Origin of the sequence: Companilactobacillus muriivasis (assembly GCF_036246245.1) — a bacterium.
In the GTDB taxonomy this organism is placed as follows: Bacteria; Bacillota; Bacilli; order Lactobacillales; family Lactobacillaceae; genus Companilactobacillus; species Companilactobacillus muriivasis.
In genome coordinates this window covers 98,867-124,421 of record NZ_BTTQ01000004.1, presented here as the reverse complement: position 1 = coordinate 124,421, position 25,555 = coordinate 98,867, and the positions used below count along the sequence as shown (strand labels likewise).

General features: G+C 36.2%; 24 protein-coding genes. 16 read left to right on the top strand and 8 right to left on the bottom strand.

Annotated features, from left to right (window positions below):
• Window positions 1–289 precede the first annotated feature (289 nt).
• Together AAA923_RS06360 and AAA923_RS06355 are read left to right on the top strand one after the other, a co-directional pair.
• A complete protein-coding gene (locus AAA923_RS06360; RefSeq protein WP_338215584.1) occupies window positions 290–1,948 on the top strand; it encodes an alpha,alpha-phosphotrehalase in 1,659 nt (552 codons plus the stop codon).
• A 69-nt stretch (window positions 1,949–2,017) separates the two neighbouring features.
• Window positions 2,018–2,749, top strand: a complete 732-nt coding sequence (locus AAA923_RS06355; RefSeq protein ID WP_338215582.1) for a GntR family transcriptional regulator — start codon at window positions 2,018–2,020, stop codon at window positions 2,747–2,749.
• Between the two features lie 610 nt (window positions 2,750–3,359).
• Here the strand turns inward: AAA923_RS06355 and AAA923_RS06350 are convergent.
• The 3 genes from AAA923_RS06350 to AAA923_RS06340 all read right to left on the bottom strand — a co-directional run bounded on the left by AAA923_RS06350 (window position 3,360) and on the right by AAA923_RS06340 (window position 6,342).
• Complete coding sequence (locus AAA923_RS06350) at window positions 3,360–4,082, bottom strand: GntR family transcriptional regulator (RefSeq protein WP_338215580.1); 723 nt, start codon at window positions 4,080–4,082, stop codon at window positions 3,360–3,362.
• Between the two features lie 215 nt (window positions 4,083–4,297).
• Entirely contained in the window at window positions 4,298–5,359 is a 1,062-nt protein-coding gene (locus AAA923_RS06345; RefSeq protein WP_338215579.1) for a GDSL-type esterase/lipase family protein, read from the bottom strand.
• 155 nt (window positions 5,360–5,514) lie between these two features.
• The gene (locus AAA923_RS06340) at window positions 5,515–6,342 is read right to left on the bottom strand and encodes a WxL domain-containing protein (RefSeq protein ID WP_338215577.1); all 828 of its coding nucleotides are present in this window, start codon (window positions 6,340–6,342) and stop codon (window positions 5,515–5,517) included.
• A gap of 1,304 nt (window positions 6,343–7,646) precedes the next feature.
• On the opposite strand from AAA923_RS06340, the gene AAA923_RS06335 reads away from it, so the two are divergent.
• The 12 genes from AAA923_RS06335 (at window position 7,647) to AAA923_RS06280 (ending at window position 20,356) form a co-directional block, all read left to right on the top strand.
• Window positions 7,647–7,796, top strand: a complete 150-nt coding sequence (locus tag AAA923_RS06335; protein ID WP_041499761.1) for a teichoic acid D-Ala incorporation-associated protein DltX — start codon at window positions 7,647–7,649, stop codon at window positions 7,794–7,796.
• Between the two features lie 20 nt (window positions 7,797–7,816).
• Window positions 7,817–9,337 carry a D-alanine--poly(phosphoribitol) ligase subunit DltA gene (dltA, locus tag AAA923_RS06330; protein WP_338215575.1) on the top strand — a complete coding sequence of 507 codons (1,521 nt, stop codon included), beginning with the start codon at window positions 7,817–7,819 and terminating at the stop codon, window positions 9,335–9,337.
• Complete coding sequence (gene dltB, locus AAA923_RS06325) at window positions 9,330–10,541, top strand: D-alanyl-lipoteichoic acid biosynthesis protein DltB (protein ID WP_338215574.1); 1,212 nt, start codon at window positions 9,330–9,332, stop codon at window positions 10,539–10,541. Before dltA ends, dltB begins: the two co-directional genes overlap by 8 nt.
• 11 nt (window positions 10,542–10,552) lie before the next feature.
• The gene (dltC, locus tag AAA923_RS06320; RefSeq protein WP_338215572.1) at window positions 10,553–10,792 is read left to right on the top strand and encodes a D-alanine--poly(phosphoribitol) ligase subunit DltC; all 240 of its coding nucleotides are present in this window, start codon (window positions 10,553–10,555) and stop codon (window positions 10,790–10,792) included.
• A gap of 3 nt (window positions 10,793–10,795) precedes the next feature.
• A complete protein-coding gene (dltD, locus tag AAA923_RS06315; RefSeq protein ID WP_338215570.1) occupies window positions 10,796–12,064 on the top strand; it encodes a D-alanyl-lipoteichoic acid biosynthesis protein DltD in 1,269 nt (422 codons plus the stop codon).
• A gap of 927 nt (window positions 12,065–12,991) precedes the next feature.
• Entirely contained in the window at window positions 12,992–14,203 is a 1,212-nt protein-coding gene (locus AAA923_RS06310) for a quaternary amine ABC transporter ATP-binding protein (protein WP_338215568.1), read from the top strand.
• Window positions 14,196–15,056, top strand: coding sequence for an ABC transporter permease (locus AAA923_RS06305; protein ID WP_174795712.1), 861 nt, complete (start codon window positions 14,196–14,198; stop codon window positions 15,054–15,056). Before AAA923_RS06310 ends, AAA923_RS06305 begins: the two co-directional genes overlap by 8 nt.
• Window positions 15,057–15,069: 13 nt before the next feature.
• On the top strand, window positions 15,070–15,975 hold the full coding sequence (locus AAA923_RS06300; RefSeq protein WP_338215565.1) for a glycine betaine ABC transporter substrate-binding protein: 906 nt from the start codon (window positions 15,070–15,072) through the stop codon (window positions 15,973–15,975).
• A gap of 223 nt (window positions 15,976–16,198) precedes the next feature.
• Entirely contained in the window at window positions 16,199–17,062 is an 864-nt protein-coding gene (locus tag AAA923_RS06295) for a helix-turn-helix domain-containing protein (RefSeq protein ID WP_338215564.1), read from the top strand.
• A gap of 726 nt (window positions 17,063–17,788) precedes the next feature.
• Complete coding sequence (locus tag AAA923_RS06290) at window positions 17,789–18,913, top strand: AI-2E family transporter (protein WP_338215563.1); 1,125 nt, start codon at window positions 17,789–17,791, stop codon at window positions 18,911–18,913.
• A gap of 29 nt (window positions 18,914–18,942) precedes the next feature.
• Complete coding sequence (locus AAA923_RS06285) at window positions 18,943–19,731, top strand: hypothetical protein (RefSeq protein WP_338215561.1); 789 nt, start codon at window positions 18,943–18,945, stop codon at window positions 19,729–19,731.
• Window positions 19,732–19,867: 136 nt separating this feature from the next.
• The gene (locus AAA923_RS06280; RefSeq protein WP_338215559.1) at window positions 19,868–20,356 is read left to right on the top strand and encodes an NUDIX hydrolase; all 489 of its coding nucleotides are present in this window, start codon (window positions 19,868–19,870) and stop codon (window positions 20,354–20,356) included.
• Here AAA923_RS06280 and AAA923_RS06275 read toward each other — a convergent pair.
• The 5 genes from AAA923_RS06275 to AAA923_RS06255 all read right to left on the bottom strand — a co-directional run bounded on the left by AAA923_RS06275 (window position 20,353) and on the right by AAA923_RS06255 (window position 23,699).
• Complete coding sequence (locus tag AAA923_RS06275; protein WP_338215557.1) at window positions 20,353–20,787, bottom strand: GNAT family N-acetyltransferase; 435 nt, start codon at window positions 20,785–20,787, stop codon at window positions 20,353–20,355. The genes AAA923_RS06280 and AAA923_RS06275 overlap by 4 nt on opposite strands.
• Window positions 20,788–20,795: 8 nt before the next feature.
• Entirely contained in the window at window positions 20,796–21,239 is a 444-nt protein-coding gene (locus tag AAA923_RS06270; protein WP_338215556.1) for a MarR family winged helix-turn-helix transcriptional regulator, read from the bottom strand.
• 450 nt (window positions 21,240–21,689) lie between these two features.
• Entirely contained in the window at window positions 21,690–22,139 is a 450-nt protein-coding gene (locus AAA923_RS06265; RefSeq protein WP_338215555.1) for a PTS sugar transporter subunit IIA, read from the bottom strand.
• A 122-nt stretch (window positions 22,140–22,261) separates the two neighbouring features.
• On the bottom strand, window positions 22,262–23,053 hold the full coding sequence (locus AAA923_RS06260; protein ID WP_338215553.1) for an ElyC/SanA/YdcF family protein: 792 nt from the start codon (window positions 23,051–23,053) through the stop codon (window positions 22,262–22,264).
• Window positions 23,046–23,699, bottom strand: a complete 654-nt coding sequence (locus AAA923_RS06255) for an HAD hydrolase-like protein (protein ID WP_338215551.1) — start codon at window positions 23,697–23,699, stop codon at window positions 23,046–23,048. Before AAA923_RS06255 ends, AAA923_RS06260 begins: the two co-directional genes overlap by 8 nt.
• Before the next feature lie 407 nt (window positions 23,700–24,106).
• On the opposite strand from AAA923_RS06255, the gene AAA923_RS06250 reads away from it, so the two are divergent.
• Together AAA923_RS06250 and AAA923_RS06245 are read left to right on the top strand one after the other, a co-directional pair.
• Window positions 24,107–24,916 (top strand): class I fructose-bisphosphate aldolase, encoded by an 810-nt coding sequence (locus tag AAA923_RS06250; RefSeq protein WP_338215549.1) that lies wholly within the window; start codon window positions 24,107–24,109, stop codon window positions 24,914–24,916.
• An 82-nt stretch (window positions 24,917–24,998) separates the two neighbouring features.
• The gene (locus AAA923_RS06245) at window positions 24,999–25,547 is read left to right on the top strand and encodes a glycerol-3-phosphate responsive antiterminator (RefSeq protein ID WP_338215548.1); all 549 of its coding nucleotides are present in this window, start codon (window positions 24,999–25,001) and stop codon (window positions 25,545–25,547) included.
• The last annotated feature ends 8 nt before the right edge of the window (window positions 25,548–25,555 follow it).

Below are 25,555 nucleotides of genomic sequence, written 5' to 3'. Positions count from 1 at the left end.
TAAAAAAATCTAATTATATTATTCGCATAGGAATTTAAGGATTTTATAAGTTGGATGGAATATTCTTAACTCAAAAATGGACTTAGTGAAATTGACCTTTTTTGAGAATTTCAAAAAAATTTTTCACGTGCTAAATCTCAACAAAATAGCTATTATAATACTAATGGAAGTGCTTTTTTTGAAAATTTTAAATTCTCAAGCGATTGACAGGTGTATAAACATATTATAAACTGTTACGCGTCAAGTAGACTTAAATTAATATTCAATAAAATGAGGAGTATTGACTTTTATGAAGGAATGGCAAAAAGAAACCGTGTATCAGATTTATCCACGCAGTTTTCAGGATTCAAACGGTGATGGTGTCGGTGATATCAACGGGATCATTTCTCGTCTAGATTATCTGCAAGAACTAGGTATTGGGTTAATTTGGCTAACACCTATGTATCGTTCACCAGGTAATGACAATGGTTACGATATTGCTGATTATTATCAAATTGATCCTATTTTTGGAACGATGGATGACTTTGAAAGATTATTGAATGAAGCACATAAGCGTGGTATAAAAATCATCATGGACATGGTTTTGAATCATACTTCAAATGAGAACAAATGGTTTCAAGAAGCGTTGAAATCAAAAGACAATCCTTACCATGATTTCTATATTTGGCGTGATCCAGTTGATGGACATGAACCAAATAATTGGGTTTCAAAGTTCAGTGGTAGTGCTTGGAAATATGTTCCCGAATTAGATCAGTATTATTTGCATTTGTATGATGTAACGATGCCAGATCTAAATTGGCGTAATGAAAAATTACGTGCTGAGATTTTCAAAATGCTGACATACTGGGCTAATAAGGGAATTGATGGCTTCCGTTTGGACGTTATCAATAATATTTCTAAGGATAAGAATTTACCAAATGATTCTTTCGATACACCGTTAGATGATGGTCGTAATTTCTATACCAATGGACCCCACGTGCACGAATATATTCACGAAATGTACGAGAAGGTATTTGGACCTAATAAGTTCATTACTGTTGGCGAACTGTCATCTACACCAATTTCTGAAGCTGTTAAGTATACCAATCCTAAACGTCAGGAACTTTCCATGGCATTCACGTTCCACCATGTTAAAGTCGACTATACTGGCGGTAACAAATGGACTTTGGGCCACTACAAGTTAACTGATTTGACAAAAATTTTGAGTGATTGGCAAGTCAAAATGAATCATCAAGGTGGCTGGAACGCATTATTCTGGAATAATCATGATCAACCTCGAGCCATTTCCCGTTTTACTGACGATGATAAATATCGTGATCAATCAGCTAAGTTGTTGGCGATGGTTGAATTCGGTTTGCAAGGAACACCTTATATTTATCAAGGTGACGAAATTGCGATGAAGAATGCTTATTTCACTGATATTAGTCAGTATCAAGATCACGAATCAATCAATGCTTACAATGCTTTGATTAAAAAAGGTGTCGATAAAAAGTTAGCTATCAAGATATTGCAACAGAAGTCACGTGAGAATTCTCGTTTGCCTATGCAATGGGATTCTAGTAAATATTATGGATTCACTACTGGTAAGCCATGGTTGGAGCCACTTTATCATGACGATTATTCAGTTGAAAAAGTTTTAAAAATGAAAAATAACGTCTTTAATTTCTATCGCGCTTTGATATTCTTACGTAAAAATAAGGTATTATTAGCAGATGGGGAATATAAATTGTTAAATGCCCAAGATAATAGCGTTTATAGCTATGAAAGATATGATGACAAGGGTAAAATTTTAGTAATGGCTAATTTTACTGATAAAACCCAAAAGAGGGAAATTTCTGATGGTTTCGATTTATTGTTGGGGAACTATGAAGGCATCGAAATGAACGACGGAACAGTAACTTTACGACCATATGAATCTGTAATGCTGGAAAATAAGAAGCGCTTGTGAGGGGCGTTTTAAAAATTTTTACATTAGAGGGTAATTTAATTAAACTGTAGAACTAATTGAGGAGACATTATGCCAAAGAACTTATATTCAGATATATACCATATATTAAAAGGCGAAATTGATAGCAACGTCTATCCACCAAAATCAATTTTGCCTGGTGAGGAAGATTTGTCGTCACGTTTCAGCGTTACGAGAAATACAATTCGCCGTGCCCTAAAGAAGTTACAAGCCGATGGACTAGTTTATACTGTTAAAGGCCGTGGCGTAGTAGTTTTGGAGCCAATTGTTGACAACCGAGTTATTTTTTCGGCTGCCAATCATTTTGGATTCCAAGATTTGATGAGTTTTCCCCAAAATAAATTCATCAAAAAGCTAACAACTAAGGTACTAGAATTTAAAGAAATCGAAATTGACGATACACTTTCAAAGCACACATCCTTTACTGTTGGCGATAAAGCTTATTATGTCGAACGTTTGAGAATGGTCAATGGAAAAGCAATGGCAATTGATACTAGTTATTTCAGAAAAGAAAATATTCCTGACTTATCAATCGAAGATGCTGAAGGCTCAGTTTATCAATATATCCGTGATGAAAATCTTTTCAAAATTGCTGCTGCACGTTCAATCGCATCAGTAGAATCAGCTACTAAGAAAGAATTCGACAATTTGGATCTTGATGATGCTAACTGTGTTGGTGTATTGAAGAAATATGTTTACACTGACTTAGGTAGTCTCTTTGAATGCACCGAAACAAAGTACATTCCTAATCATTATTCATTGGTGGGATTTGAATCTTACTAGCCTTCGCCGCCTCCGGGTAACAGTTGATTTTATCCGCTATGTGACCGGTGCAAGCCAAGGTCTCGCACCTCGATTTTGAGCTTTGCAAAAACCGCAAATCTCAAAATACGTCAGTGGAGTAAGGGCTAAAGCCCTAACACCACTCCCACAGCAGGAAAAATCAACTGTCACCCTCCGGCTCTTGTATTGTAATTTTACAGTGTGTAATTAATTTTAAATTTAAAAATGAAAAGAGTAGTACAGGTAATCTGGTTTGATTACTTGTACTACTCTTTTTGAGTTTCATTTTATTTTTGAAATCAAAAAAGGTGTTTTGACTATTGATAGATAAGAATCGACAATCAAAGCACCTTATATTTATTTTTCATAATTTGTAGCCATTTTCTGAATAAATGTATTCGATATATTTAGTTAACTATGAAACGGATCATACGCTAGCCGGAGGTTGTCAGAAATATAGTCTGCAGTGAAGGTGGTGTTATGGCTTTAGCCATTACACCACGGGGCGAGTTTGGAGACTTGCGGTTTTTGCAAGGCTTCAAATCGAGGCGCGAGACCTTGGCTCGCGCCGGTTACCACCGCAGAGCTATATTTCTGACAACCGTAGGCCTTAAAATTTGATGATCTGGTTAAAAATAAAGTTATCTGGTATGAAATGTGATTCAGTGTATTCAAATTGCTTTCCATCATCATTGAAGGCAAAACTGATCATATTTCCCACACAATTGTTAATCCCCAGATTTAAATGTTCATAATCAACTTGTTCAGCATGTTCAATGCGTAACTGACGTTTAACAACGGCAATTTTCATTTGCAATGTATCTTTGATATATGAATAAATTGATTCTTTGGCAATTTCTGCTGTTATGTCAGGCACGATTTGGGCATTAAAGTAATTGAGGTCCAAAACGGCATTCTTGTTATTGATTCGGCGAACACGTTTGATAGCGTAGACGGGGATGCCCACTGCAAATGAAGTCTTGTGACTGAGTTTTTCATCCACGATAACTTGTTGAAAGTCAGCAATAATAGTCGTGCGATTGATGTCTTCGGAGTTGTTTAAGGCGTGAAGACTGTCAATTTCTTTGAGACTCAAATTAATTTCTTGAGTTTGAGGTGTATGTTCCAAAACAACGACACCTTTTCCTTTAACACTGTATACTAGACCTTCATAGGATAATTGCTTGATAGCTTTACGGATAGCGTAACGACTAACGTTAAATTCGGCAATTAGTGCTTCTTCTGTTGGCAGGCGCATTTTGATATTATATTTTCCGTTGATGACACGTGATTTGAGTTCTTGATAAATATCCTTGTTAGTAGTTTCAGCCATATTTCGACGCTCCAATACAATTGTTTGTATATACTATTCAATAATATATTATATTGAAAATGATTTAAACATAATAATGGGATATTGTAATTCAAAATAAAATTAATAAACATATATTCCATTATCACAAATTAATGGTGACTTCTAGGAATATTTTGAGCTTTATCTCGTCCAACTAGTTTATTTTTTTAATGGTTCTTCTAATTTTGGAATGATTAAATCATTTTCTTTCTAATTAACTGTTCTTTGATATAATCGGCGATAATCTTGCCACCGTTTGCGGAAAAGTGAACGTGATCACCACAATCGAATTCAGGCAATAGCTGATTATCTTTGCCTACCAATGCTGATATGTCGAGGATGTGAGGCATTTTTAGTAGTTCATTATTGATTTTTTGACGTATTGCTTCTTTTCCAGGTGTCCAACCATCTGAATTTCCAAAAGGTGTGATGGTCATTGGTACAAATTTAGCATCATACTTACGGCATTTGGCTTTCAAAATATAAATTGCTTTAACGACTGCTTCGGCTGTTGGTAATTCGTTCATTGGTGCCCCTGTACCTGGGTGTAGCAAGTCATTAAGCCCTTCCATAAATACAACGAGGTTGGGTTGATAATTGGTAAGCATGTGGTCAAATCGTGTAAAACCAGCTTCGCCAAAGCTTGTAGACCACTGTGAGGTGCTATGACCGGGACGAAGTAATCGATTGCCTGAGATTCCGTAATTGGCAGTCATGATGTGAAAGTTAGTTTCGAGATCCAAAGATAGGGGAGCTGAATAGTTACCTTGGTTAGTTAAAGAATCGCCGAAAAATGCGATTTTCTTATAAGTTGATTTTGTTTCGACTTGAATGGCCGAGATGCCAAAGAAATACTTGGGGATTTTGGAATCAGTTTCAGTTGTTTTAACTATGTCATTAGAGATTGTCATACCAACGGTGTGAATGGTTTTGTTCGATGAATAAATGTCAATCGACAGAGTACTATTTGCTGTTAGATTGATATCAATCCAATCTGACCACTCGATTAATCGTGGTTCGACTTGAAACCTTGAGGAGCCATCTAAGGTGATAATCTTTTTATCGGATGAATTTGAATAGATTTCTATTTTAGATATTTCTAGAGGAATTTCATCGTATAAATTATTCAGCTGCAAACGGATCTTGTTAGTAGCTAATGGCTGAAAGATTTCAAGATGTTGAAACCCTGAATCGTTGATATTATTGATGTTTTCATAGTTAGTTAAGTTGTGTTTCCAAGTTGTAGTTGCAATCATAATTATTTCCTCTTTTAACTTTCAACCGCCAATAAGTTTCTACAGTTATAGTATCATGTTTAAACATGATATATTGGCTTTATGATTAGATTATTTAAATTTTTTTGTTAAAAAATAACCCATAAAATTCTGATTCAGAATTCTGTGGGTTATTATTAATTTGTCGTAACAGCTGGTGCAGCGTTCAAAGTCCATGTAACAACAGCGTTCATTTTCTTAGATGAGACCTTTGTATTATTACCCGTACCAGGGATTTCTAAGCTGGCAGAATCAGGTGTGTTAAATGTAGCTTTGATAAGACCACCATTATATGAACCAGGAGTCATATTCATAATTGGAACAGTGTTTCCTTCAGCACTACTGATAGAAGCTTTGTCAGTCTTTAAATCTGTGCCTGTACTTGAAACGTTATTATTCTCATCGTCCAAAAGTGGAACTGGGTTTAAATGTAAAATAGCATCCAAACTTGGATCATCTTCGTTAAGCATTGTATTTTTCAATTGTCCCATAGAAGCTGAGAGTGTGAACCCAGGCATTGTTTTGAGGCTGTTACGTGAATCAACGACTTCAAGTAAACCATCAGAGTTGCCATCACGTCCAGCGGTAGCAACAGATGTGTTTGTTCCATTGTCAAGAGTGAAACTATCTGTACTAGCAGTATTATTCTTTAATTTACCAGTTGATCCGACTGTCATAGTACCGAAGTTGAAATCAGGGACAGCTTCCAATGTAAGGATACCTGAAAGAACATTTACACTAACAGTTGATGTGGCCGGAGTTCCTGCATCGGTCGTTGTAGTTGTATCAGTAGAATCAGCCTCAATTACGGGGGTTGCTGATAATGCACTATAAGTAACTGCTAATTCAGGACTTTCTTTTTTAACTTGAATAGCATTAGCGGCCTTAGCTGTAGTTAGGGGTGTGAAGGACAGACTAAGACTTGTTAATACCAATAATCTTACGATGTTTTTAAACATTTTCATTATCTGTCCCCCTTACTTTAATTAATGCGAATCTATAACAGACCCGCTCCATGGTTAAAGTTTAGCAAAATATAACAGACAGATTGTATCGTAATTTATAAATGTTTTTTATCTAAACTGAAATAAGTCTAGAATATCAAAGGCTATAAATAATTTTGCTGATATTTAAAATAATAATTTTGACCGATAATCATATTTTGGCAATATTTTCTCTGAAATCTAAAAAATAAATCAATTATTTCCTATTAAACAATTTGACTGCAAATTATTGTTAATTGCTAGAATAGAAGTTTATCGAAAAATTGTAATCTACAATGACAGCGAACCCCTTATATAAGGAATTACTTTGACTATTGGGAATACTGTTCAATCACATTTTCGACTAGAAAATGTATTAGAAGGTAGTATCTGTATATAAGCTTCTCTTGCTGATGATGTGTCGATCGTCGTGCAATCAATTTATTTCCACGAGCTGATACGAAAATTGGAAAAATAGTGGAACTTGTTTGTGGATTTAACTTGCATTTTTTTAATGACTTGAAATTCAATTAACAAGCCAGTGAATTTAGATCATTAGTATAAGATAGAATCTATATCTGGAATATCAATTTGTTCTGAACGTAGGTTGAGAATGAGGATTTCAATCAAATATTAAATACTGAATATAAAATAAAAAATACACATACTTGGTGAGTGGAGATGCCCATCCATTAATAAGTAATTATAAAAATAGATTTCCTTTAGGAAGTCTATTTTTTTATGTTGAAAATATTAAAACAATAATTGTTCATCAAACTAGTTATATTCATTATTGTTGATAAATAATTGGGGTCAAGTATCGGTTGATGTAAGCGTATTATCTTACAGAACTGTCACATGAGACTAACACTTTGGTCATTGTAATGATTACTTATTTACTTTTAAATGACGGGGCTCAATAATGAAAACCGGTAATGAAGTTGAGATTGCTTCAGCTTAATTGTCCGTTTGGCATATTAGTCCATTATTAATGAGCTTTAGTACAGTGCGTATACTTTGAAAAATGTCTAACAATTTCTTATAATGAATTTGTTTAAACAAATGGTTTCAAACCCCGCATTATTACTGTATTTCATTAAAAAAGACAAATTTTTTTTACCAAATATGCTGATTAGTACTACTCAATTTTTTATTATAATGTTTATACAGGTTATATAGAAATAACTATATTTAATAATTTCGGTTCAATTTCGGGTTTGACACCATTTATTGACAATGGTTAGATAGTTTCCGCATAAGCAAACTCTTTCAGTGAGGTGTAGATTATGAAAAATAATTTGCTGACTTTTTTAAAGAAACCAGTAACATTTTTTATTATTAAAACAGTTGTATTTTTCGCTATTTTCTTAGTGCTCTTATATATTTACGGATATAACGGCGTGGGAAGTGCCAAATTTATTTATAACGAATTTTAGCAGGAAGAAGGGAAAAATATATGAACTCAATTATTGAAAAAATTACCACCACAGCATTGCAAGCACCCGAAAAGATTTGCTACAAGAACGGTGAAGAAACACATACATATCAGGAGTTATTGCAAAAATCTGATCGTATAGCCAGCTTTTTACAAGATAAATTTTTGCCTGCTAAGAGTCCAATTATCATTTTTGGTGGACAACAATTTGAAATGCTAGTCATGTTCCTTGGCGCTATTAAAGCTGGACATGCCTACATCCCAGTTGATGATGGTTCTGATCCATCACGCGTTATCCAAATCAATGAGGTTGCTAAGCCAGCTTTGATTTTAAATTGGAGTGACATTAAAGACTTTGGCGTTGATACTCCACAAGTTACTAAAGAAGAGTTAACGCAAGTCTTGGCATCTGATAACAATATTTATGATAGCAATCGCAGTGTCGGTCCTGATGACAACTTTTATATCATCTTTACATCAGGTACAACCGGAACACCAAAGGGTGTTCAAATTAGTACTAACAATATCTTAGATTTTTCAGACTGGTCCGAAAATGAATTCGACTATTCCGGTGAAATGAAAATGTTGTTGCAAGCACCATTCTCATTCGACTTATCAGTTTTCGATATTTATCCAGGCTTGATGAGCGGTGTGACACTCAATATTGTTGATAAAGATACGACTAAAAACTTCGGTAAATTACAAGAAGCTATTATCAACTCAGATTTCAACACTTGGGTATCAACACCATCATTCTTCGAAATGTGTCTTTTGTTTAGAGGATTTGATGCTGAACACATGCCACAATTGAACAAATTCATCTTCTGTGGTGAAGAATTAACTCACGCAACAGCTAAGAAATTATTGAAGAAATTCCCTGATGCTGAGCTTTACAACACTTATGGTCCTACAGAAAATACTGTTGCCATTACTTCAATCAAAATTGATCAAGAGTCTCTAGAAAAATTTGATCGTTTACCAATCGGTTATTTGAAATCCAACATGGATTACCGAATCAACGGTCTAGTTGATGAAACTACTGGTCAATTGACAGGTGAATTGCTAGTCAGTGGACCAGACGTTTCCAAAGGATATTTGAACAATCCTACTCAAACAGAAAAAGCATTTGAGACGATTGATGGTCAAATGTTCTATCACACAGGGGATATGATCAGTGTTGCTGACGACGGACTTTTGTTCTATCACGGTAGAACTGATTTCCAAATCAAGATGCACGGATACCGAATCGAGCTTGAAGAAGTAGATTCAATGTTGGGTAATCTTGAACAAATTAAGCAATCATGTACCGTTCCTTTATATAACAACAAGAAACAAGTCAGCAAAATGATTGCTTGCATTGTGCTTGAAAATGATTTTATTGACGATGACGAAAAAGATTTAGCAGCTGATATTAAAGATTCATTGAAGGCGACAACAATGGAATATATGATTCCTAATGTGTTGAAGTTTGTAAAGCAACTACCAATTAGTAAAAATGGAAAAATTGATAGAAAGACTTTAATAGGCGAGATTAATGAATAACATTACGCCTTACAGTAGTCCGCATTACTTTATCTACCTATTACTCCTTTTACTACCTATAATCATTGGATTATGGTTTGGTAAACGCTTTAGAACATATGACTTCTTCGCAACAGTCGTTATTCTGATCACTGCTTTCTTCGGTGGCAATATGTCGCAAGGAATATCGTTACTGTGCTACGTACTCTTGGAGATAGTTTTAGTTTCTATCTATCTGGCGTACCGCAAGAAACACAATAGTTTCTGGATCTTTACGATGTTCGTCTTGCTTGCAATCATACCGCTGGTTTTCGTCAAACTGGATCCATTGTTACAAAACCCAACCATTTCACTATTTGGCTTCATGGGTATCAGTTATTTAACTTTCAAGTCAGTTGAAATCATCATGGAAATTCGTGATGGTGTGATCAAAGAAATATCGCCATATGAGTTTGGCCGTTTCTTGCTATTCTTCCCAACCATTACTTCCGGACCAATTGACCGTTTCAAACGTTTCCAAAAAGATGTTAACAAAGTTCCTAGCCGTGATGAGTACGTTGAACTCTTACACAGTGGTGTTGATAAGCTGATGAAGGGTCTACTTTATAAGTTTATTATCGGTTATTTCTTTGGAACATTGCTCTTGCCAAAGGTTCAAATTTTGGCAATGTCTTACCGTCACCAGGCTCCACTAGGATTATCTTGGTGGGTATTAGCTTACATGTACGTTTATAGTATGTATTTGTTCTTTGACTTTGCTGGTTACTCACTCTTCGCGGTAGCAATCAGTAACTTCATGGGTATCAAGACACCAATGAACTTCAATGCGCCATTCAAGGCCAAGAATATTAAAGATTTCTGGAACAGATGGCACATGACACTTTCATTCTGGTTCCGTGATTTTATCTACATGCGTTTGATGTTTACGATTATTAAACATAAGTGGATGAAGAACCGTATTGCAATTGCCAATGTCGGTTATGTGGCACTCTTTCTAATCATGGGATTCTGGCACGGTGAAACCTGGTACTACATTGTTTATGGTATTTTCCACGCCATTGCAATGATCACTAACGATGCTTGGTTGAGATACAAGAAGAAGCATCGTGAAAGTATTCCTAGCAACAAGTTCACACATGCGTTTGCCGTCTTCTTGACGTTCAATATCGTATGTTTCAGTTTCTTAATCTTCTCAGGATTTTTAAATAAATTATGGTTTAGTTAGGAGAATTTATTATGGATGAAATTACAACAAAGATTGTCGATATTTTAAAAGATGTAACAGGTTTGGATGACGCAGGTCAAGACAAGGATCAAGACTTATTTAAAGACGGCGTTCTTGATTCAATGGCAACAGTAGAAGTTTTGGTTAACTTACAGGATGAATTTGATATTACCGTACCAGTTTCAGAATTTGACCGTTCACAATGGTCAACAGTTAACAAAATTGCTCAACAAGTACAAGAATTGGAATAGATTATGAAAAAAAAGTTATGGATGATTTTTGGACCTGTTATAGTTGCTATTGCTGCCTTGTTAATTCTTCTCTGGGCTCCAATCAATTTTAAAACGGTGACTCCACAAAAAGTACAACAAGCTTCGACTTCGTTGGATGTCCGTGTTTTAAAGGGTGAAAGCGTCAAAAATGCTGCCGAGAAGGAGAATTATATTCCTATTATTGGTTCATCGGAACTTTCTAGAATGGATCCGTTCCATCCATCTTCCATGGCGCAGAAATATCATTGGAAGAATAAGCCATTTTTGCAAGGTAATCCTGGAACGGCTTCGTTGACACAAGCAATGAATGTCGGTGGGATGACTAATCTTAAGGGAAATAAAGCAGTTTTCATTATTTCCCCACAATGGTTTACCAAATCCGGTGTCCAATCTGATGCATTTAAGTATTTCTTATCACCATTACAGTTGACTGGATTTATCTTAAATTCCAGTCACGGCGATAAGGCAATGAATAAATATATTGCTAACAGAATCCTCGACCTAGGTGTCGACAAGGGACCTATCGAAGATAACGCATTGCAACGTATTTCTGAAGGTAAACAGATTACGAGTTTCCAACGTTTCTACATTAAGAGAATTTCTCGTTCAAGTCTTCAAAGTCAGGATGATTTGTTTGGTTCGATATCAATGAATGATCATGAAAAAGAGATCAATCATGCAGCCAGTCAATTGCCTGATACTTACAATTATAAAAATTTGAATAAATTAGCAACTGAATTAGCTGCTAAGCATTCAAGTGACAATGATATGCAAATTGGTAATTCTTTCTATAAGAAGCAATTGAAGAAACGTATCGTTAAGTATAGAAATACTCACCGTCACGTTACTTACACACATTCACCAGAATATAATGATTTCCAAGCTTTGCTTTACATGTTTGCTCAAAACAAAACTGAAGTAATGTTTGTAATTCAACCAGTTAATCCGCACTGGATTAAATATACTGGTATGCCAATGAGCACAATCACTAACTTTGATACTAAGATTAAGTATCAATTGAAGTCACAAGGTTTCAACAATGTTGTTGACCTATCGCATGTTAAGGACCCTAATTATATCGCTGAAGATACAATTCACATGGGATGGCGTGGTTGGTTAATGCTTGATCACCATTTGAAGAATTATTACAAAGATAAGAAAGCCAATCCTAAGAATACCCAGTATAAGATGGACAGTTATTTCTTAACTGACACTTGGGCTAACAATACTGATTTCTCAAACAATAAATAACAAAAAAGCTGACAAATTAATGTTTGTCAGCTTTTTTGTGTGGCCGTCTCCAGAACCGTGAATATCCACCTGCTATGCGGACCGGTCCGAGCCGAAGTGCGGTCTCGAACCTCGATTTTGAGCTTCGCAAAGTACGCGAAGCTCAAAACTCGCCCGGTGGTGTAATGGCTAAAGCCATAACGCCACACCCACAGCAGGTGGATATTCACGGTTCTTCCGACTAGTTTGGTTTTTAATAATCTGGTTACATATGTCTATTAAATAAATTAGAATTGCAATGAATTAGAATGAAGGGTGTTGTAGAACTTTTAATACGTAGCTAGAAATAGTCTTATCGGTTTTATCTATTAATAATACGCACTGCTAGTTGATAACATACTACAAATGTTTCATGGTTTAAAATTGCTTAAATACTTTTACATTAAACTAACAATAATTTATTAGTCGGAAGAGCTGGGAAATATTTGTGTGCCGTGGTAGTGGTATAAGTACGGGAGTCTTCTCCCGTACTTATACCACCGGGCGTGTTTGGAGACTTGACGAACTGCGTCAAGGCTTCAAACCGAGGTTCGAGACCGTATTGTGGCTCGGACCGTCCCGCACAGCTAGTGAATATTTCCCAGCTCTGTAGACGGCATATTTAACTATTCCTATATGTTAAATAAAAAAATAAATAAAAATTTTTTATCCAAAAATGATAAAACTCGCGACCGTATACCACCATTGCCATTGAGCAGTTAAAAAATAGGTCAATATTGTCAACTAAAATGCTTACAATAAAACTGATAATTTGCATAAGAAAATTATATTTGTTAGGGTTATATAGGTCGCTGTTATTTACATAGGTTAAGTAATAGCCTTTTTATTTCCATATAATGCATGCCTAGTAAGAGGTATGCATTTTCAATTCCAAGAATGGGGGATTTAATGAGTACTCAAAAAAGTACAAAAGTAGAAGTCAAAAACTTAACAAAAATCTTTGGTAAACGTATTAATAAAGCCAAGGAGTTAAGCCGTCAAGGAAAAGATAAAACACAAATACTTAAAGAGACGGGTGCCACAATCGGTGTTGACCGAGCAAGTTTCAAAATTTATGATGGTGAAATTTTCGTTATCATGGGTCTATCTGGTAGTGGTAAGTCAACTTTAGTTAGAATGATCAACCGTTTGATTGAGCCTACTGAAGGTGAGGTTTTAATCGACGGTGAGAACTTAATGAAGATTGATAAGAAAGAGCTTCGTGAAGTTCGTCGTAAGAAAATGAGTATGGTTTTCCAAAATTTCGGATTATTACCTAATCGAACAGTTTTGGAAAATACAGAATATGGTTTGGAAATTCAAGGTGTGGATAAAACCACTCGTGAACAAAAAGCCAATGAGGCACTTGAAACAGTTGGGATTACTGGATATAACGACGAGTATCCTGACCAATTATCAGGTGGTATGCAACAACGTGTGGGATTGGCACGTGCGTTAGCTAATGATCCCGAAATCTTATTAATGGATGAGGCCTTTTCAGCCCTTGATCCATTGAACAGAACTGATATGCAAGATCAGTTATTGGATATTCAAGAAAGATTACACAAGACAATTATCTTTATCAGTCATGATTTAAATGAAGCCTTAAAAATTGGTGACAGAATCATGATTATGAAGGATGCCAAGGTAATTCAAACTGGTACTCCAGAAGATATTTTGACTCATCCAGCTAACGAATATGTTGAACAATTTATTGAAAATGTTGACCGTAGTAAAGTTCTTACTGCTGGAAACGTTATGATTCGTCCAACTATCGTTAACATTGAAAAAGCTGGTCCACGCTTAGCCTTGAAGATGATGAAGGATACTGAGGTTTCAACTGCTTATGTTGTTGATAGCCGTCGTAACTTACTCGGAATTGTTGATGCTAATGATGTGATTAAGTTGGTTCGAGAAAAGAATGGTGATTTAACATCGATCGTTCAAACTAAAGTTCCAACGACTACAGAAGATACACCTATCTCTGACTTGATGGATGATATTTCACAAACAGGGATTCCATTTGCTGTTATAAATGATAAGAAGCAATTACTGGGAATTATCGTGCGTGGTGCCGTACTTGGCGCTTTAGCCGGAAATGAGGTGAGCGATTTTGAATAGTTTAATTTTAGAAAGTATTCCACAACTTCCATTAGCTCACTGGATCGACGGTTTTGTCGACTGGTTAGTTCAATTTACAGGATTTTTCAACGCTATAACTAATTTTATTGGTTCAATCAACAATGCCTTTCAATGGGTATTCGACTTGATTCCAATCTGGCTATTTATCATTTTAGTTTTAGCTCTAACATATTATGTTAATCGTGATAAACAAAACTGGGGCTTGCTGATATTTGAATTCCTTGGTCTATTGATGATTTGGAACTTAGATTTCTGGCGTGATATGACCCAAACATTAACGCTAGTTTTAACAGCTAGTTTGATTGCTTTAGTAATCGGGATTCCATTGGGTATCTTGATGGCTAAGAGTCACACTGCTGAAGTCATTTTGAAACCAATTCTTGATTTCATGCAGACAATGCCAGCTTTCGTTTACTTGATTCCAGCCGTAGCATTGTTTGGTATCGGAATGGTGCCAGGTATCGTCGCATCAGTTATTTTCGCCATGCCTCCAACAGTTAGAATGACTAACATGGGTATTCGCGAAGTGCCTGATGAATTGATTGAAGCTGCTGATTCATTTGGTTCAACTGAATGGCAAAAGTTATTCAAGGTTGAACTTCCAATTGCTAAAACAAGTTTGATGGCCGGTGTCAACCAAAGTATGATGCTTTCATTATCAATGGTTGTTATCGCCTCAATGATTGGTGCAATGGGCTTGGGAACAAAAGTTTACTTTGCCGTTGGTAGAAATGATGCTGGTAATGGATTTGCCGCTGGTTTGGCTATCGTTATCTTAGCTATCATTTTGGACCGTTTGACACAATCATTAACGAGATCACACAGAAAATAATAGGAGGGATTATTTGAAGAAACAAAAGTTTATTAAACTTTTCTTACTAGCTTTACTGATTATCCCAATTATTTCCGCCTGCAGTTCTCAAACTGCTCCATACAACAGTAAAGAAAAATTGGGTTCACAGGTCAATTACACCATCACTGGTATCGATGCCGGTGCTGGTATCATGTCATCAACTCAAACTGCTTTGAAATCATATGGTTTGGAAAAGAACAACTGGCAGCTACAAACTAGTTCAACCGCTGCTATGACTAGTACTTTGGACAAAGCCATTCAAGACAAGCGTCCAATCGTCGTAACTGGTTGGCAACCGCACTGGATGTTTACTAAATATCCAATCAAATTCTTGAAAGATCCAAAGAATGTCTATGGTAAAGCTGAACATATCAATACCGTTGTTCGTAAAGGTTTGAAGACTGATAAGCCGGAAGCTTACACAATTTTAGACCGTTTCCACTGGAATCCCGCACAGATGTCTAAGGTCATGTTAAAGGTCAATGACGGAATGGATCCTAATAAAGCTGCCAAGCAGTGGATTAAGGCCAATCCAAAATTGGTTAACGAATGGACTAAGGGTGTTAAAAAAGTTCATGGTCAATCATTGAAGATGACTTATGTGGCTTGGGATTCTGAAATTGCCTCAACCAATGTGATTGCACAAGTCTTGAGAAATCAAGGTTATAAAGTCACGATTCAAGCAATGGAAATTCAACCCGTTTGGGCTTCAATTGCTACCGGAGCTGCCGATGCACAAGTTAGTGCTTGGTTACCTAAGACTTCAGGTCTCTTTTATAAAGATTATAAGGGTAGATTTGAAGATTTAGGACCTAATTTACAGGGTGCCAAAGTGGGATTAGCCGTACCAAAATATATGACAAATATTAATTCCATTGAAGACTTAAAAAATAAATAAGAAACTCAAAAATCGGAAGAAATTCCGACTTTTTTTATGCCAAAATTATTGTTCTATGTAGTATTGGAATAATTACTGAAGATTTTATTCTATATATCATATAAGATGCTATTTATATACAATACGAATTGTTACAAGAATTTATCGAACAATGACATGGCATAAACTAGGGTATATAATTGTATCTAAACAATATATAAAATACTTATATAGGGGCGATGGCGTGGATATACAGACGTTTATTGATAAAAGAAAAGAGTTAGGTCTCTCACAGAAGGAACTAAGTAACGGAATCTGCACACAAGCAACTTTGAGTAAGTTTGAAAATAACGGTAAAATACCATCACTAAAAATTTTAATTCAACTTTGTAATCGTCTAGGTTTATCTCTGGATAGCATCATTGGTGTGACTGATAGTAAGAGCCAAAAGGTTATCAAACAAATGAATAAGGCTGAGTTTAATCTAATTATTCAGGAGTACGAAGATTCTTGGAATATTATCAAGGCTATCAATGTTGACGACCTAGAAAATGATAAAGATGCTTTAATGCAATACTATTACTTAAAAGGCTATTTGAATGTCCTAGATGGCGGAGATCTATTCGATGCGGTGTTTGACTTTAATCGGATTTTGTCAGAATTAGATGCTCAAGGCGAGACGATTTTTACTTTCTTGTCATTTGTTGGCATGGGAATGGTTTATGCCAAACAAGGTGATGACGGTAAGAGTGAGTATTACTTCAGCAAAGTTTTCAATGATATTTATACAATGTCAATCGATGATGTGTCGAAAATTTGGCGTTATATCAATATTATTTTCTACTGTGCATTGTATTATTCCGAACGCAGCGATTTAGAGACTGCTAATGCTTTGTTAAATTACGGCGTTAGGATCTGTTCAGAAAATCATGTTACTTATTATATTGCGAGAATTTATGCTCAATTGGCTATGAACGAAAGTCGAGTTAACGGCAGCAATAAGAAGGTTCGTGGTTATATGAACAAGGCGCTGGTATTTTCTGAGTTTAATCAGAATGCCAAGGAGATTGAGGTTATAAAACGCTGGGTTGCCAGCAATAAGCTTTAAATATTGGCTGTCACATTTTTGGTGTGATGGTCTTTTTTTGTATTGAAGGAAGGCCGCCTCCGGTTGCCAGTGAATTTCACCCGCTATGAGGACCGGTCCGAGCCAAAGAGCGGTCTCGAACCTCGCTTTTGAGCCTTGCAAGTTCGGCAAGTCTCAAAAGACGCCCTGTGGTGTAATGGCTAAAGCCATAACGCCACCTCCACAGCGGTTGAATTCACTGGCAACCGGAGGCTAGGTTATTTATGATATGAAAGTTATCAGTTATATGTCGGAATTTTTAAATTTATTCTTCTTTTATGGAGGAAGTACGGGTTAATCTGTTGGATGAATTGTTATATTTACTTTTAAATTATTCTTGGTAATTACAAATTGTACTTGTAATTTGTTAAGATAGTTGAATCAATAACCGCTATTAATTGAAGGTTAGAAAATTAGAATCTGATATGATTGTTGTTGTAACAGTCTAGTTGTTAAGTTAAAAAAGTCAGAATCATTTATAAAAAAACAAACTAGTTGGAAGAGTTGAGAGTATTCATATGCCGCGAAAGTGGCGTTATGGCTTTAGCCATTACACCACCGGGCGTGTTGGAGACTTTCCGGTCTGTGGAAAGGCTTCAACCGAGGTTCGAGACCGCACTGTGGCTCGGACCGTACCGCGCAGCAGATGAATACTCTCAGCTCTTGAAACGGAATACTTCAATATAAATAAATCTGGGGGATACGCTCTTGGAAATAAATCGTCGGAATATTATTAGATACGGCATAATCGTTGTACTTGTCTTGGTTGGACTCATTTATCCTGCTCAAATTTACAGTATCTTTTTAAATCTGTTTGGAATTTTGCTGCCAATAGTTTTAGGTGGTGTTTTGGCATATGTGCTGAATCTGTTGGTTGTTAAATTGGAGAAACATTTTTTCCCTAATAGTAAGTCGAAATGGATAAACGGTAGTCGCCGTGGCATCGTTATTTTGCTTACTTTGGCGATTGTTATTTTAGTTATGACTGGTGTCTTTCGTTTGGTATTGCCACAGTTTATTCTGGCTTTGACGAAATTCTTCAAGTCGATTCCAGCGTTGTTCTCTGATATTTCTAATTTGGCAGAGAAGATAAATAGTCATTCGGCTGTACCTGATCAATTGAAGGCTATCGATATTAATTGGACTTCGGTTCAATCTAAGGTTATGAAATTTCTGACTTCTGGTGTCAGTGGTCTGTTTGGCTCAACTTTCAAAATTGTGACGGGATTCGCCAAAGGTATTTTTAACTTTATTCTGGCTGTCACGTTTGCCGTTTATATCTTGGCAACTAAAGAAAAATTGATTGGTCAAGTTAATAAGGCTGGTAAAGCTTTTATTAAAGAAAATACTCGTAAAAAAATTAAATATGTTTTAGATATTACTAATAATATGTTCAGCAGTTTTATTGTTGGACAGGTTACAGAAGCAATTATTCTTGGGACGCTTTGTGCCCTAGGGATGCTACTATTCAAGTTTCCATATGCATTATCAGTTGGAGCTTTCGTTGGTATTACATCATTGGTACCAATCCTTGGTGCCTGGGCTGGTGGGGCTGTTGGTTTCTTGTTGATCGTAGTTGATTCACCATTACAAGCTGTGCTATTCGTTGTCTTTATTATTGTTTTGCAACAACTAGAAAGCAATTTAATTTATCCACGTGTGGTCGGGACATCAATTGGCCTACCAGGTATTTGGGTTTTGGCATCCATTACAGTTGGTGGTGGACTTGGTGGTATTGTAGGAATGCTATTAGGTGTTCCTGTTGCTGCAACTATTTATCAATTAGTTAAGAATGAAGCAAATCGTCGTTTAGAAAATCCAGCTAAGGTATAATTGGCGAAATTACACAAGGGGAGATTAGTGTGTGGAATAGCTATTTTGGATTTGTGATAACTTTCGTAGCCATCTTTACTTTGGTGCCTTACCTGACGTCACTGATAACTTCGTGGTTAGGTCATCTATCAAAAATAATTTTGGTTGATAATTTAGGAAATAATAGTCAATTAGTTGTGGGTGGACTCGGGGTAATTATTCATGAGTTAGGTCACGCTATTTTTGCCTATTTGTTTGGACATAAAGTGACCCACGTCCAGTTATTGAATTTGAATTATCGACAGTCTGGTGCTTTAGGTTCAGTTGATCATCGTTGGAATGACCGTAACGTTTATCAGATGTTAGGAAACTTTTTCATTGGCTTAGCGCCGTATTACATGTGTTCTTTGGCATTGTTTATATTACAAAAATATTTGTTAAACGCCCAATTCAGTATCAGTTCACTGACACAGAGTTTGAATATCAACACTACTTTGTCGGCAAGTATGATATTTGACTCGGTGTTGGATAATTTGAAATCCAGTTTTGCCAATGCTTCGTGGGGGATGATTATCCTCTATATTGTGTTGACGATTATGATTGCCAGTACTGGTTATGACTTAAGCCGCAACGATTTTATGACAGTTAATAAGGGAATTTTGCCTTGGGTCGTGACATTGATTGTGTTTGGTTCAATTTTCTATGTTTTCCATATAAGAACAGCAATTATTAGCGGTTCAGTGTATTTCATTGCCTTTTCGGTCTTGTTCATGTTTCATGCCATTATCAGTATCGTTCTGTCGATGGGTGTGATTAAAGTATTGGGATTTTTTAACTAGAGAGATATGCAAAAAGCCTTTGAGACTATGATCTCAAGGGCTTTTATTTGGAACTTTTATGTTTGAAATGTTTAAAATGGATGTATGGGTTTTATAACAGAAGAAATTAATATAATTAAACTTGAGGTGTTTATTTATGAGTCATAAAAAAGTTCATTTTGCTTTTGGGGCATACGGTATCATTTCAGCTAGTAATAAACTCTTAGTTATTAGCAAGAATGGTGGACCCTATATTAAAAGATATGATTTGCCCGGTGGCAGTTTGGATGAAGGCGAGTCAATCAGTGAGGCTGTTGTTCGTGAAGTCAGAGAGGAAACTGGCTTGGAAACTTTGCATTTCCAACAATTAGGGACGATTAGTTTTATTTATCCGTGGACGTATCAACATTTTAATTGGAATAATCATGTCTGCACGTTTTATTTGATTGACGATTATTCGGGTACTCCGCGTATTAAAAATGAGCAGTTTATCGGTCAAGATGCTAATGGTTCTAAGTGGGTAGATATTGAAGATTTGAATTTGGAAAATAGTTCGCCATTAGTTTTGAAGGCGAAAGAGTACATCTTATTGAATAAATTTGTTGCAACTGATACGAAATATACCCACTGGAATGTTTTGCATTAGATGGCTGGATGGGTCATTTTGATGTGTGGCGTGTGATTGAATAAGAATGGTTTGCCGTGACTTTCAAAACTGAATTTTTTATAAAAATCTTGAACTTGGACTTGTGCTTCAATCTCAATTTCTTTGTTAGGAAAGTTATGTTGAATCGCGGTTAGGACGTAATCCATTAATTCTTTGCCTAAACCTTGTCCGCGGTACTTTGGATCAGTAACTACTCGTCCAAAAGTGACGTTATTTTCTTGTGGGAAAACACGTGCATAAGCGGCGACTTTGCCATCAATCATGTCAAAAATATGAATGGCTTCCAAGTCATGTTCATCAACTTCTTGGTAAATCCGTTCTTGGTCAACAACGAAAATTTTAGTTCTGAGATAAAGAATTTCATAAAGTTCCTTGGTAGTTAATTCTGAAAAGATTTTTGTTTCCCACATAATGATGCCTACTTTCTAGTAAATAGTAACTTGTCTAAGGTTGCCATAGATTGGAAAAATTGTTGCTGCTCAGTTGGTGATAGGTCAGCTAACAAGTCTTTGATCTGTTGGTCGGAACGGTCGTCCAACTCCTTGACCATTTTTTGACCTTCAGTGGTTAAACTTAGTTCGACTGAACGTGAATCGGTGGCGGAAGGTGACTTGCTGATGAGGCCATTTTTTTCAAAACGGTTGAGAATTCTACTTGTATAACTCTTATCGAGGTCCAAATTTGTGGCGACTTCGATAGGAGTTTTGTCGTTATTGAACGAAATTTCCAGTAATACTCGTCCTTCAGTCCAACTGAGTGGGGTGTTGAGGACTTTTTTGTTCATGATTCCGAGTAGTTTGGTGTAATCTCGGTTGAAATTTCTGATGGAAGATATCTCGGATTTGTTTAACAAATAATTCATCTCCTAAATGCTTGGTGCTGGTTAAGTATTCCGTCTACAGAACTGGGAAATATTCACTAGCTGTGCGGAACGGCCCGAGCCAAAGTTCGGTCTCGGACCTCGGTTTGAAGCCGTGACAAAGTTCGTCAAGTCTCCAAACACGCCCGGTGGTATAAGGACGGGAGAATCCTCCCGTCCTTATACCACTACCATGGCACACAAATATTTCCCAGTTCTTCCGACTAGTTAATCATCGATAATTGAATGTAAAAGTATACTAATGCATTAACAGTCAAACCATTTAAATGATGTAGTATCTGTTATGGATTATCAACTAGCACCATGCGTGTCTCCTAAGGGTTAATGGAATTTATTATAGCATTTTAGTGGACAAAGTCCACTATTTTATCAAAATAAAAGAACTGCTCGATTGGGAACAGTTCTTTTAGTAGTTATCTATATTTTATAAATCTAGTCAGTAAATGCTTGGTTAAGCTTGTTCAAATCACCATCATTAAACTTAATATCATCAAGTTGCTCTGACTTATCATGCATAATATTAGTGATTTTTTCAGTAACGGCATCAACGGTATTCTGGTCTGAATCTTCTGGGAACATGCCCACAATCAAGTAATCGATAGGTGTCTTGTCATTACCCCAAGCAACAGGGTTCTTGAACGTCAACATCATTGTGTGAACACGGCTCTTCTTTTCACTAGTTGCGTACATGAATACGGCACGGTTTTCGATAATAGTATTACCGGCGGCAGCACTAGCAAAGATACTGCTTTGAATTGTTTGTTCATCAACGCTAAATTCGTCGGCGGCTTTCTTAGCAGCTAATTTCAAAGCACTCATTTGATTGTTATCTTCTAATTCAATATTTGCGGTTGTGTGGTTCTTTCTAAAAATTTTAAACATAATTGATATCTCCCTTGCATTTTTATAAATTCAACGAAGCGGTTCGACATGTCTTAACTTCTCTACACAAAGTATGATATATTATCGAACGCGTTTCATAGCAAGGGAAAAGTTGAACTTTTTTAGGAAGAATACAAATTATTGCTGGGACGGTTGATCTGTGGGTATTTGTCGTTTAAAAAAAGATAAGCTTTCTGAACTTTTTCGGGAATATCAACGTGACTGATGAAATTTTTACCTTTGGGACCATAGCCGCCAGTATTATCGGTCAGCCGTGGAATTTCACCCATCAGTAATTTCATATAACGTTCAGGAGTCCACATTCCAGGGATGTCTTTGGTAAAAGCTAATTCTTGATTTTTAATGGTCAACTGATTTTGGTAAGTAGCAAAATTAATTATTTGAACATCAGTTGAAACGTATTTTGCTAAACAGGCTGACATTCTCTTTTGCATAGTAGCATCTTGAGCCAGAATAATTGATTGAAAATCAATGTGTTTTTGTTTGAGTAGATCCAACAAGTAAGTGATGTTATTGCCACAATTAGTTGATTTAGTTTCTAAGTAATCTACTTGAAGATTGAATCGTTTCCTCAACAAAGCTGCAAATAAGTCAGCTTCTTGCATCTCACTTGTCTTTAGGTCGGGATATTGCTTACCAACAGTTTGCTGCAATGTAGCAGTTGTATGACCATAGCCACCGACGATAAGATATTTTTTAGCAATCTTATTTTGGATGGCTTGTGCTAGAACATCAACACCATAAAGAATACTGCCACCAAATAAAACGAAGACATCAGCTTTAGTAATTTCGTAATTTTGTTGTAGGGAAGTTGTAGTCAGCTCAGAGATATCACGTTGACCACAAAATTCTCCTAAGGTATTGAATGCTTCGAGATCCATCTGGCTAAGCAAATTGTTCAACTCCAGCAGGAATATCGGTTACGTGTTCAACGATGTGTTCAGCACCAGAGTCAGCCAATTCCTTTTTATCGCCAAAACCGTAGAGAACCCCGAGAGTATGGGTATGATTTTCTAAACCGCCCTCCATGTCAGTCATTCGGTCACCAATCATTAAAGTATCAGCGGCGGAAACACCGGCGTCGTCCATACCATAACGTAGAATGGCTTTCTTGGTGTTGCGGGTAGTCTCGTCATCAGATGCACCGTAAACGCCTGAGAAGTACTTATCAAGGCCGAGATGAGGTACGAGAATTTTAACTAGAGACTCTGGTTTAACTGTAGAAACGTATAATTTGTATCCGTCAGCTTGTAACTTTGCGAGTGTCTCTTCCATTTGATCATAGAGTTTTAGTTGGTAAACACCTTTAGTGTTGTAGAAAGCTTGATAGGTTTTGATTGCTTCTTGGTAACGTGACTTGGGAAAGTCAGGGTAATATCTAGCCAAACCATCGGGGAGGGATGGTCCGATAAATTTCGTGTAAATATCTTTTCCTAAGTTTTTCATATCCATTTCTTTAGCCATGTAATTAAGTGCATTGATGACGCCTTCTTGAGTGTTAGCAATAGTGCCATCGAAATCAAAAAATAAATTTTTCATATTTGTGTTTTTCTCCCGTTAAATGATAATGAATCTTTATTTATAATATAACTTATTTATTGCTGGAACTAGCTGGGAATTTAAGATACTCAACTTAAATGGAACTGAATTTGGACAGTTTATTAATAAAAAATAAATTATTTTGATATTTTAGTTCCAATAAAAAAACATGATTGCACGGGCAATTATGTACTAAATTTAGGTATTAATTTATTAAAATATTGAACAAAATTTAAGCAGATTCTTGACAGCGCTTACATAAAGAGCTATATTGTTGTCGTAAACAAAATAAGTAACAACAAAGCAAGAAATAAAGAGCGCTTTGGAAAATGACCTTTGGCAGTGATGCTATAGGCAATTTCTGAGGCGCTCTTTATTTTTTTGTACATTTTTAGGAGGAATTTGTTATGGATAAGCAAAAACGTATGTCAAGACTATTTGGAAAGGATGGCAAAACTATCATTGTCGCCTTGGATGGATTTGGTTTTTCAAAGAATACCGAGGGTGTCGATTTCAGCGTTAAAAATGTTAAAAACCTGTTGAAATATGGTCTAAATGCTGCACTAGTAACTTATGGTCAGGCTCAAATGTTTGAAAAAGATTTGCTTGATGTTCCAACAGTATTACGTGTTGATGGTTCAGTAAATGTATTTGATCCGACAGTACCAGAAACCGCAGAATTTTTCGATGTAACTGATGCTTTGAAGTTGGGTGCTGATGGTGTTGTTTGTATGACATTCCCAGGAGCTGAAGGACGTGAAGAATTTTCACACAAGATGTTAGCTCATTTGGCAAAACAAGGTGAGGAATGGAACATGCCTGTTTTGGCTGAAACATTACCATATAGTTACCCAGTAATCAGTGAAGAATCAGGGGATCCAATGAATGTACGTACCGGTGCTCGTCTTGGTGCTGAATATGGTGCAGATGTAGTTAAGACAAGAATGACAGGCGATGTTGAAACAGACAAGAAGATTGTAGAAAATACTCATCGTCCAGTAGTTGCATTAGGTGGTCCAAAGACAAGCAATGAAGAGTATTTCCAATTTGTTCGTAACTTAATGGATGCTGGTGTTAAAGGTATTGCTTGTGGACGTAATATCACTCAAGATCCAAATCCTGTTGGTAAAGTTGCTGCATTGGCTGCAATTATTCACGACGACAAGAGTGTTGATGAAGCAATTAAGATTTATAACGAAGTTGAGTCAGAAAAGTAGCCCATACAACCTCAAATTTAATAAGCTTAAGTAGCTGATAAGTCGTTAGACTCACAGACAAAACTTTTTTGAGGTAAATAAAATGTTATTGAATTCAGTCGTTATACCATCGGTTAGAGAAATTAAGTATTTAAGAAGAGCATGTCAGGCTGATTCTCCAATCGTTTTCATCAGTGATACAAATATTGGAAACTTAATGTCGCAAGTTGAATTTGTACATAAGCACGGTAAAAAGGTATTTGCTGATTTGGAATTGATTGGGGGATTTAAGCCAGATAGTACTGGCATGAAACTTTTAAAGAACATGTATCATTTGGACGGAATTTTTACAACAAATGTAAATGCAGCTCGAATGGCCTATGCATTAGGAATAATAGTAGTCTACCGATTGTTCATGATTGATTCTCGGTCTTTAAAAAGGTCGGCCAATATTTTAAGAAATAACCACTTTGATGCTATTGAGGTTCTTCCAGCCGAATGTGGTGTACAAGAAATTGAGCAATTAACACAGATGAATGATAAACACAATTATATTGCCGGTGGTTTTGTTAGAGATAAAGAAATGATCAAAGAGATTTTTGACGTAGGTATCTCTGCCGTCACTACAAGTAAGGTGGAGTTATGGGAATGATTCAGAAG

Bases quoted from the DNA above. Each gene is read 5' to 3' on its own strand.
- dltD (WP_338215570.1), top strand. From the start codon at position 10,796: ATGAAAAAAAAGTTATGGATGATTTTTGGACCTGTTATAGTTGCTATT.
- AAA923_RS06355 (WP_338215582.1), top strand. From the start codon at position 2,018: ATGCCAAAGAACTTATATTCAGATATATACCATATATTAAAAGGCGAA.
- AAA923_RS06265 (WP_338215555.1), bottom strand. From the start codon at position 22,139: ATGTTTAAAATTTTTAGAAAGAACCACACAACCGCAAATATTGAATTA.
- AAA923_RS06250 (WP_338215549.1), top strand. From the start codon at position 24,107: ATGGATAAGCAAAAACGTATGTCAAGACTATTTGGAAAGGATGGCAAA.
- AAA923_RS06255 (WP_338215551.1), bottom strand. From the start codon at position 23,699: ATGAAAAATTTATTTTTTGATTTCGATGGCACTATTGCTAACACTCAA.
- dltC (WP_338215572.1), top strand. From the start codon at position 10,553: ATGGATGAAATTACAACAAAGATTGTCGATATTTTAAAAGATGTAACA.
- AAA923_RS06360 (WP_338215584.1), top strand. From the start codon at position 290: ATGAAGGAATGGCAAAAAGAAACCGTGTATCAGATTTATCCACGCAGT.
- AAA923_RS06280 (WP_338215559.1), top strand. From the start codon at position 19,868: ATGAGTCATAAAAAAGTTCATTTTGCTTTTGGGGCATACGGTATCATT.
- AAA923_RS06270 (WP_338215556.1), bottom strand. From the start codon at position 21,239: ATGAATTATTTGTTAAACAAATCCGAGATATCTTCCATCAGAAATTTC.
- AAA923_RS06245 (WP_338215548.1), top strand. From the start codon at position 24,999: ATGTTATTGAATTCAGTCGTTATACCATCGGTTAGAGAAATTAAGTAT.
- AAA923_RS06340 (WP_338215577.1), bottom strand. From the start codon at position 6,342: ATGAAAATGTTTAAAAACATCGTAAGATTATTGGTATTAACAAGTCTT.
- AAA923_RS06275 (WP_338215557.1), bottom strand. From the start codon at position 20,787: ATGTGGGAAACAAAAATCTTTTCAGAATTAACTACCAAGGAACTTTAT.
- AAA923_RS06335 (WP_041499761.1), top strand. From the start codon at position 7,647: ATGAAAAATAATTTGCTGACTTTTTTAAAGAAACCAGTAACATTTTTT.
- AAA923_RS06345 (WP_338215579.1), bottom strand. From the start codon at position 5,359: ATGATTGCAACTACAACTTGGAAACACAACTTAACTAACTATGAAAAC.
- AAA923_RS06350 (WP_338215580.1), bottom strand. From the start codon at position 4,082: ATGGCTGAAACTACTAACAAGGATATTTATCAAGAACTCAAATCACGT.
- AAA923_RS06310 (WP_338215568.1), top strand. From the start codon at position 12,992: ATGAGTACTCAAAAAAGTACAAAAGTAGAAGTCAAAAACTTAACAAAA.
- dltA (WP_338215575.1), top strand. From the start codon at position 7,817: ATGAACTCAATTATTGAAAAAATTACCACCACAGCATTGCAAGCACCC.
- dltB (WP_338215574.1), top strand. From the start codon at position 9,330: ATGAATAACATTACGCCTTACAGTAGTCCGCATTACTTTATCTACCTA.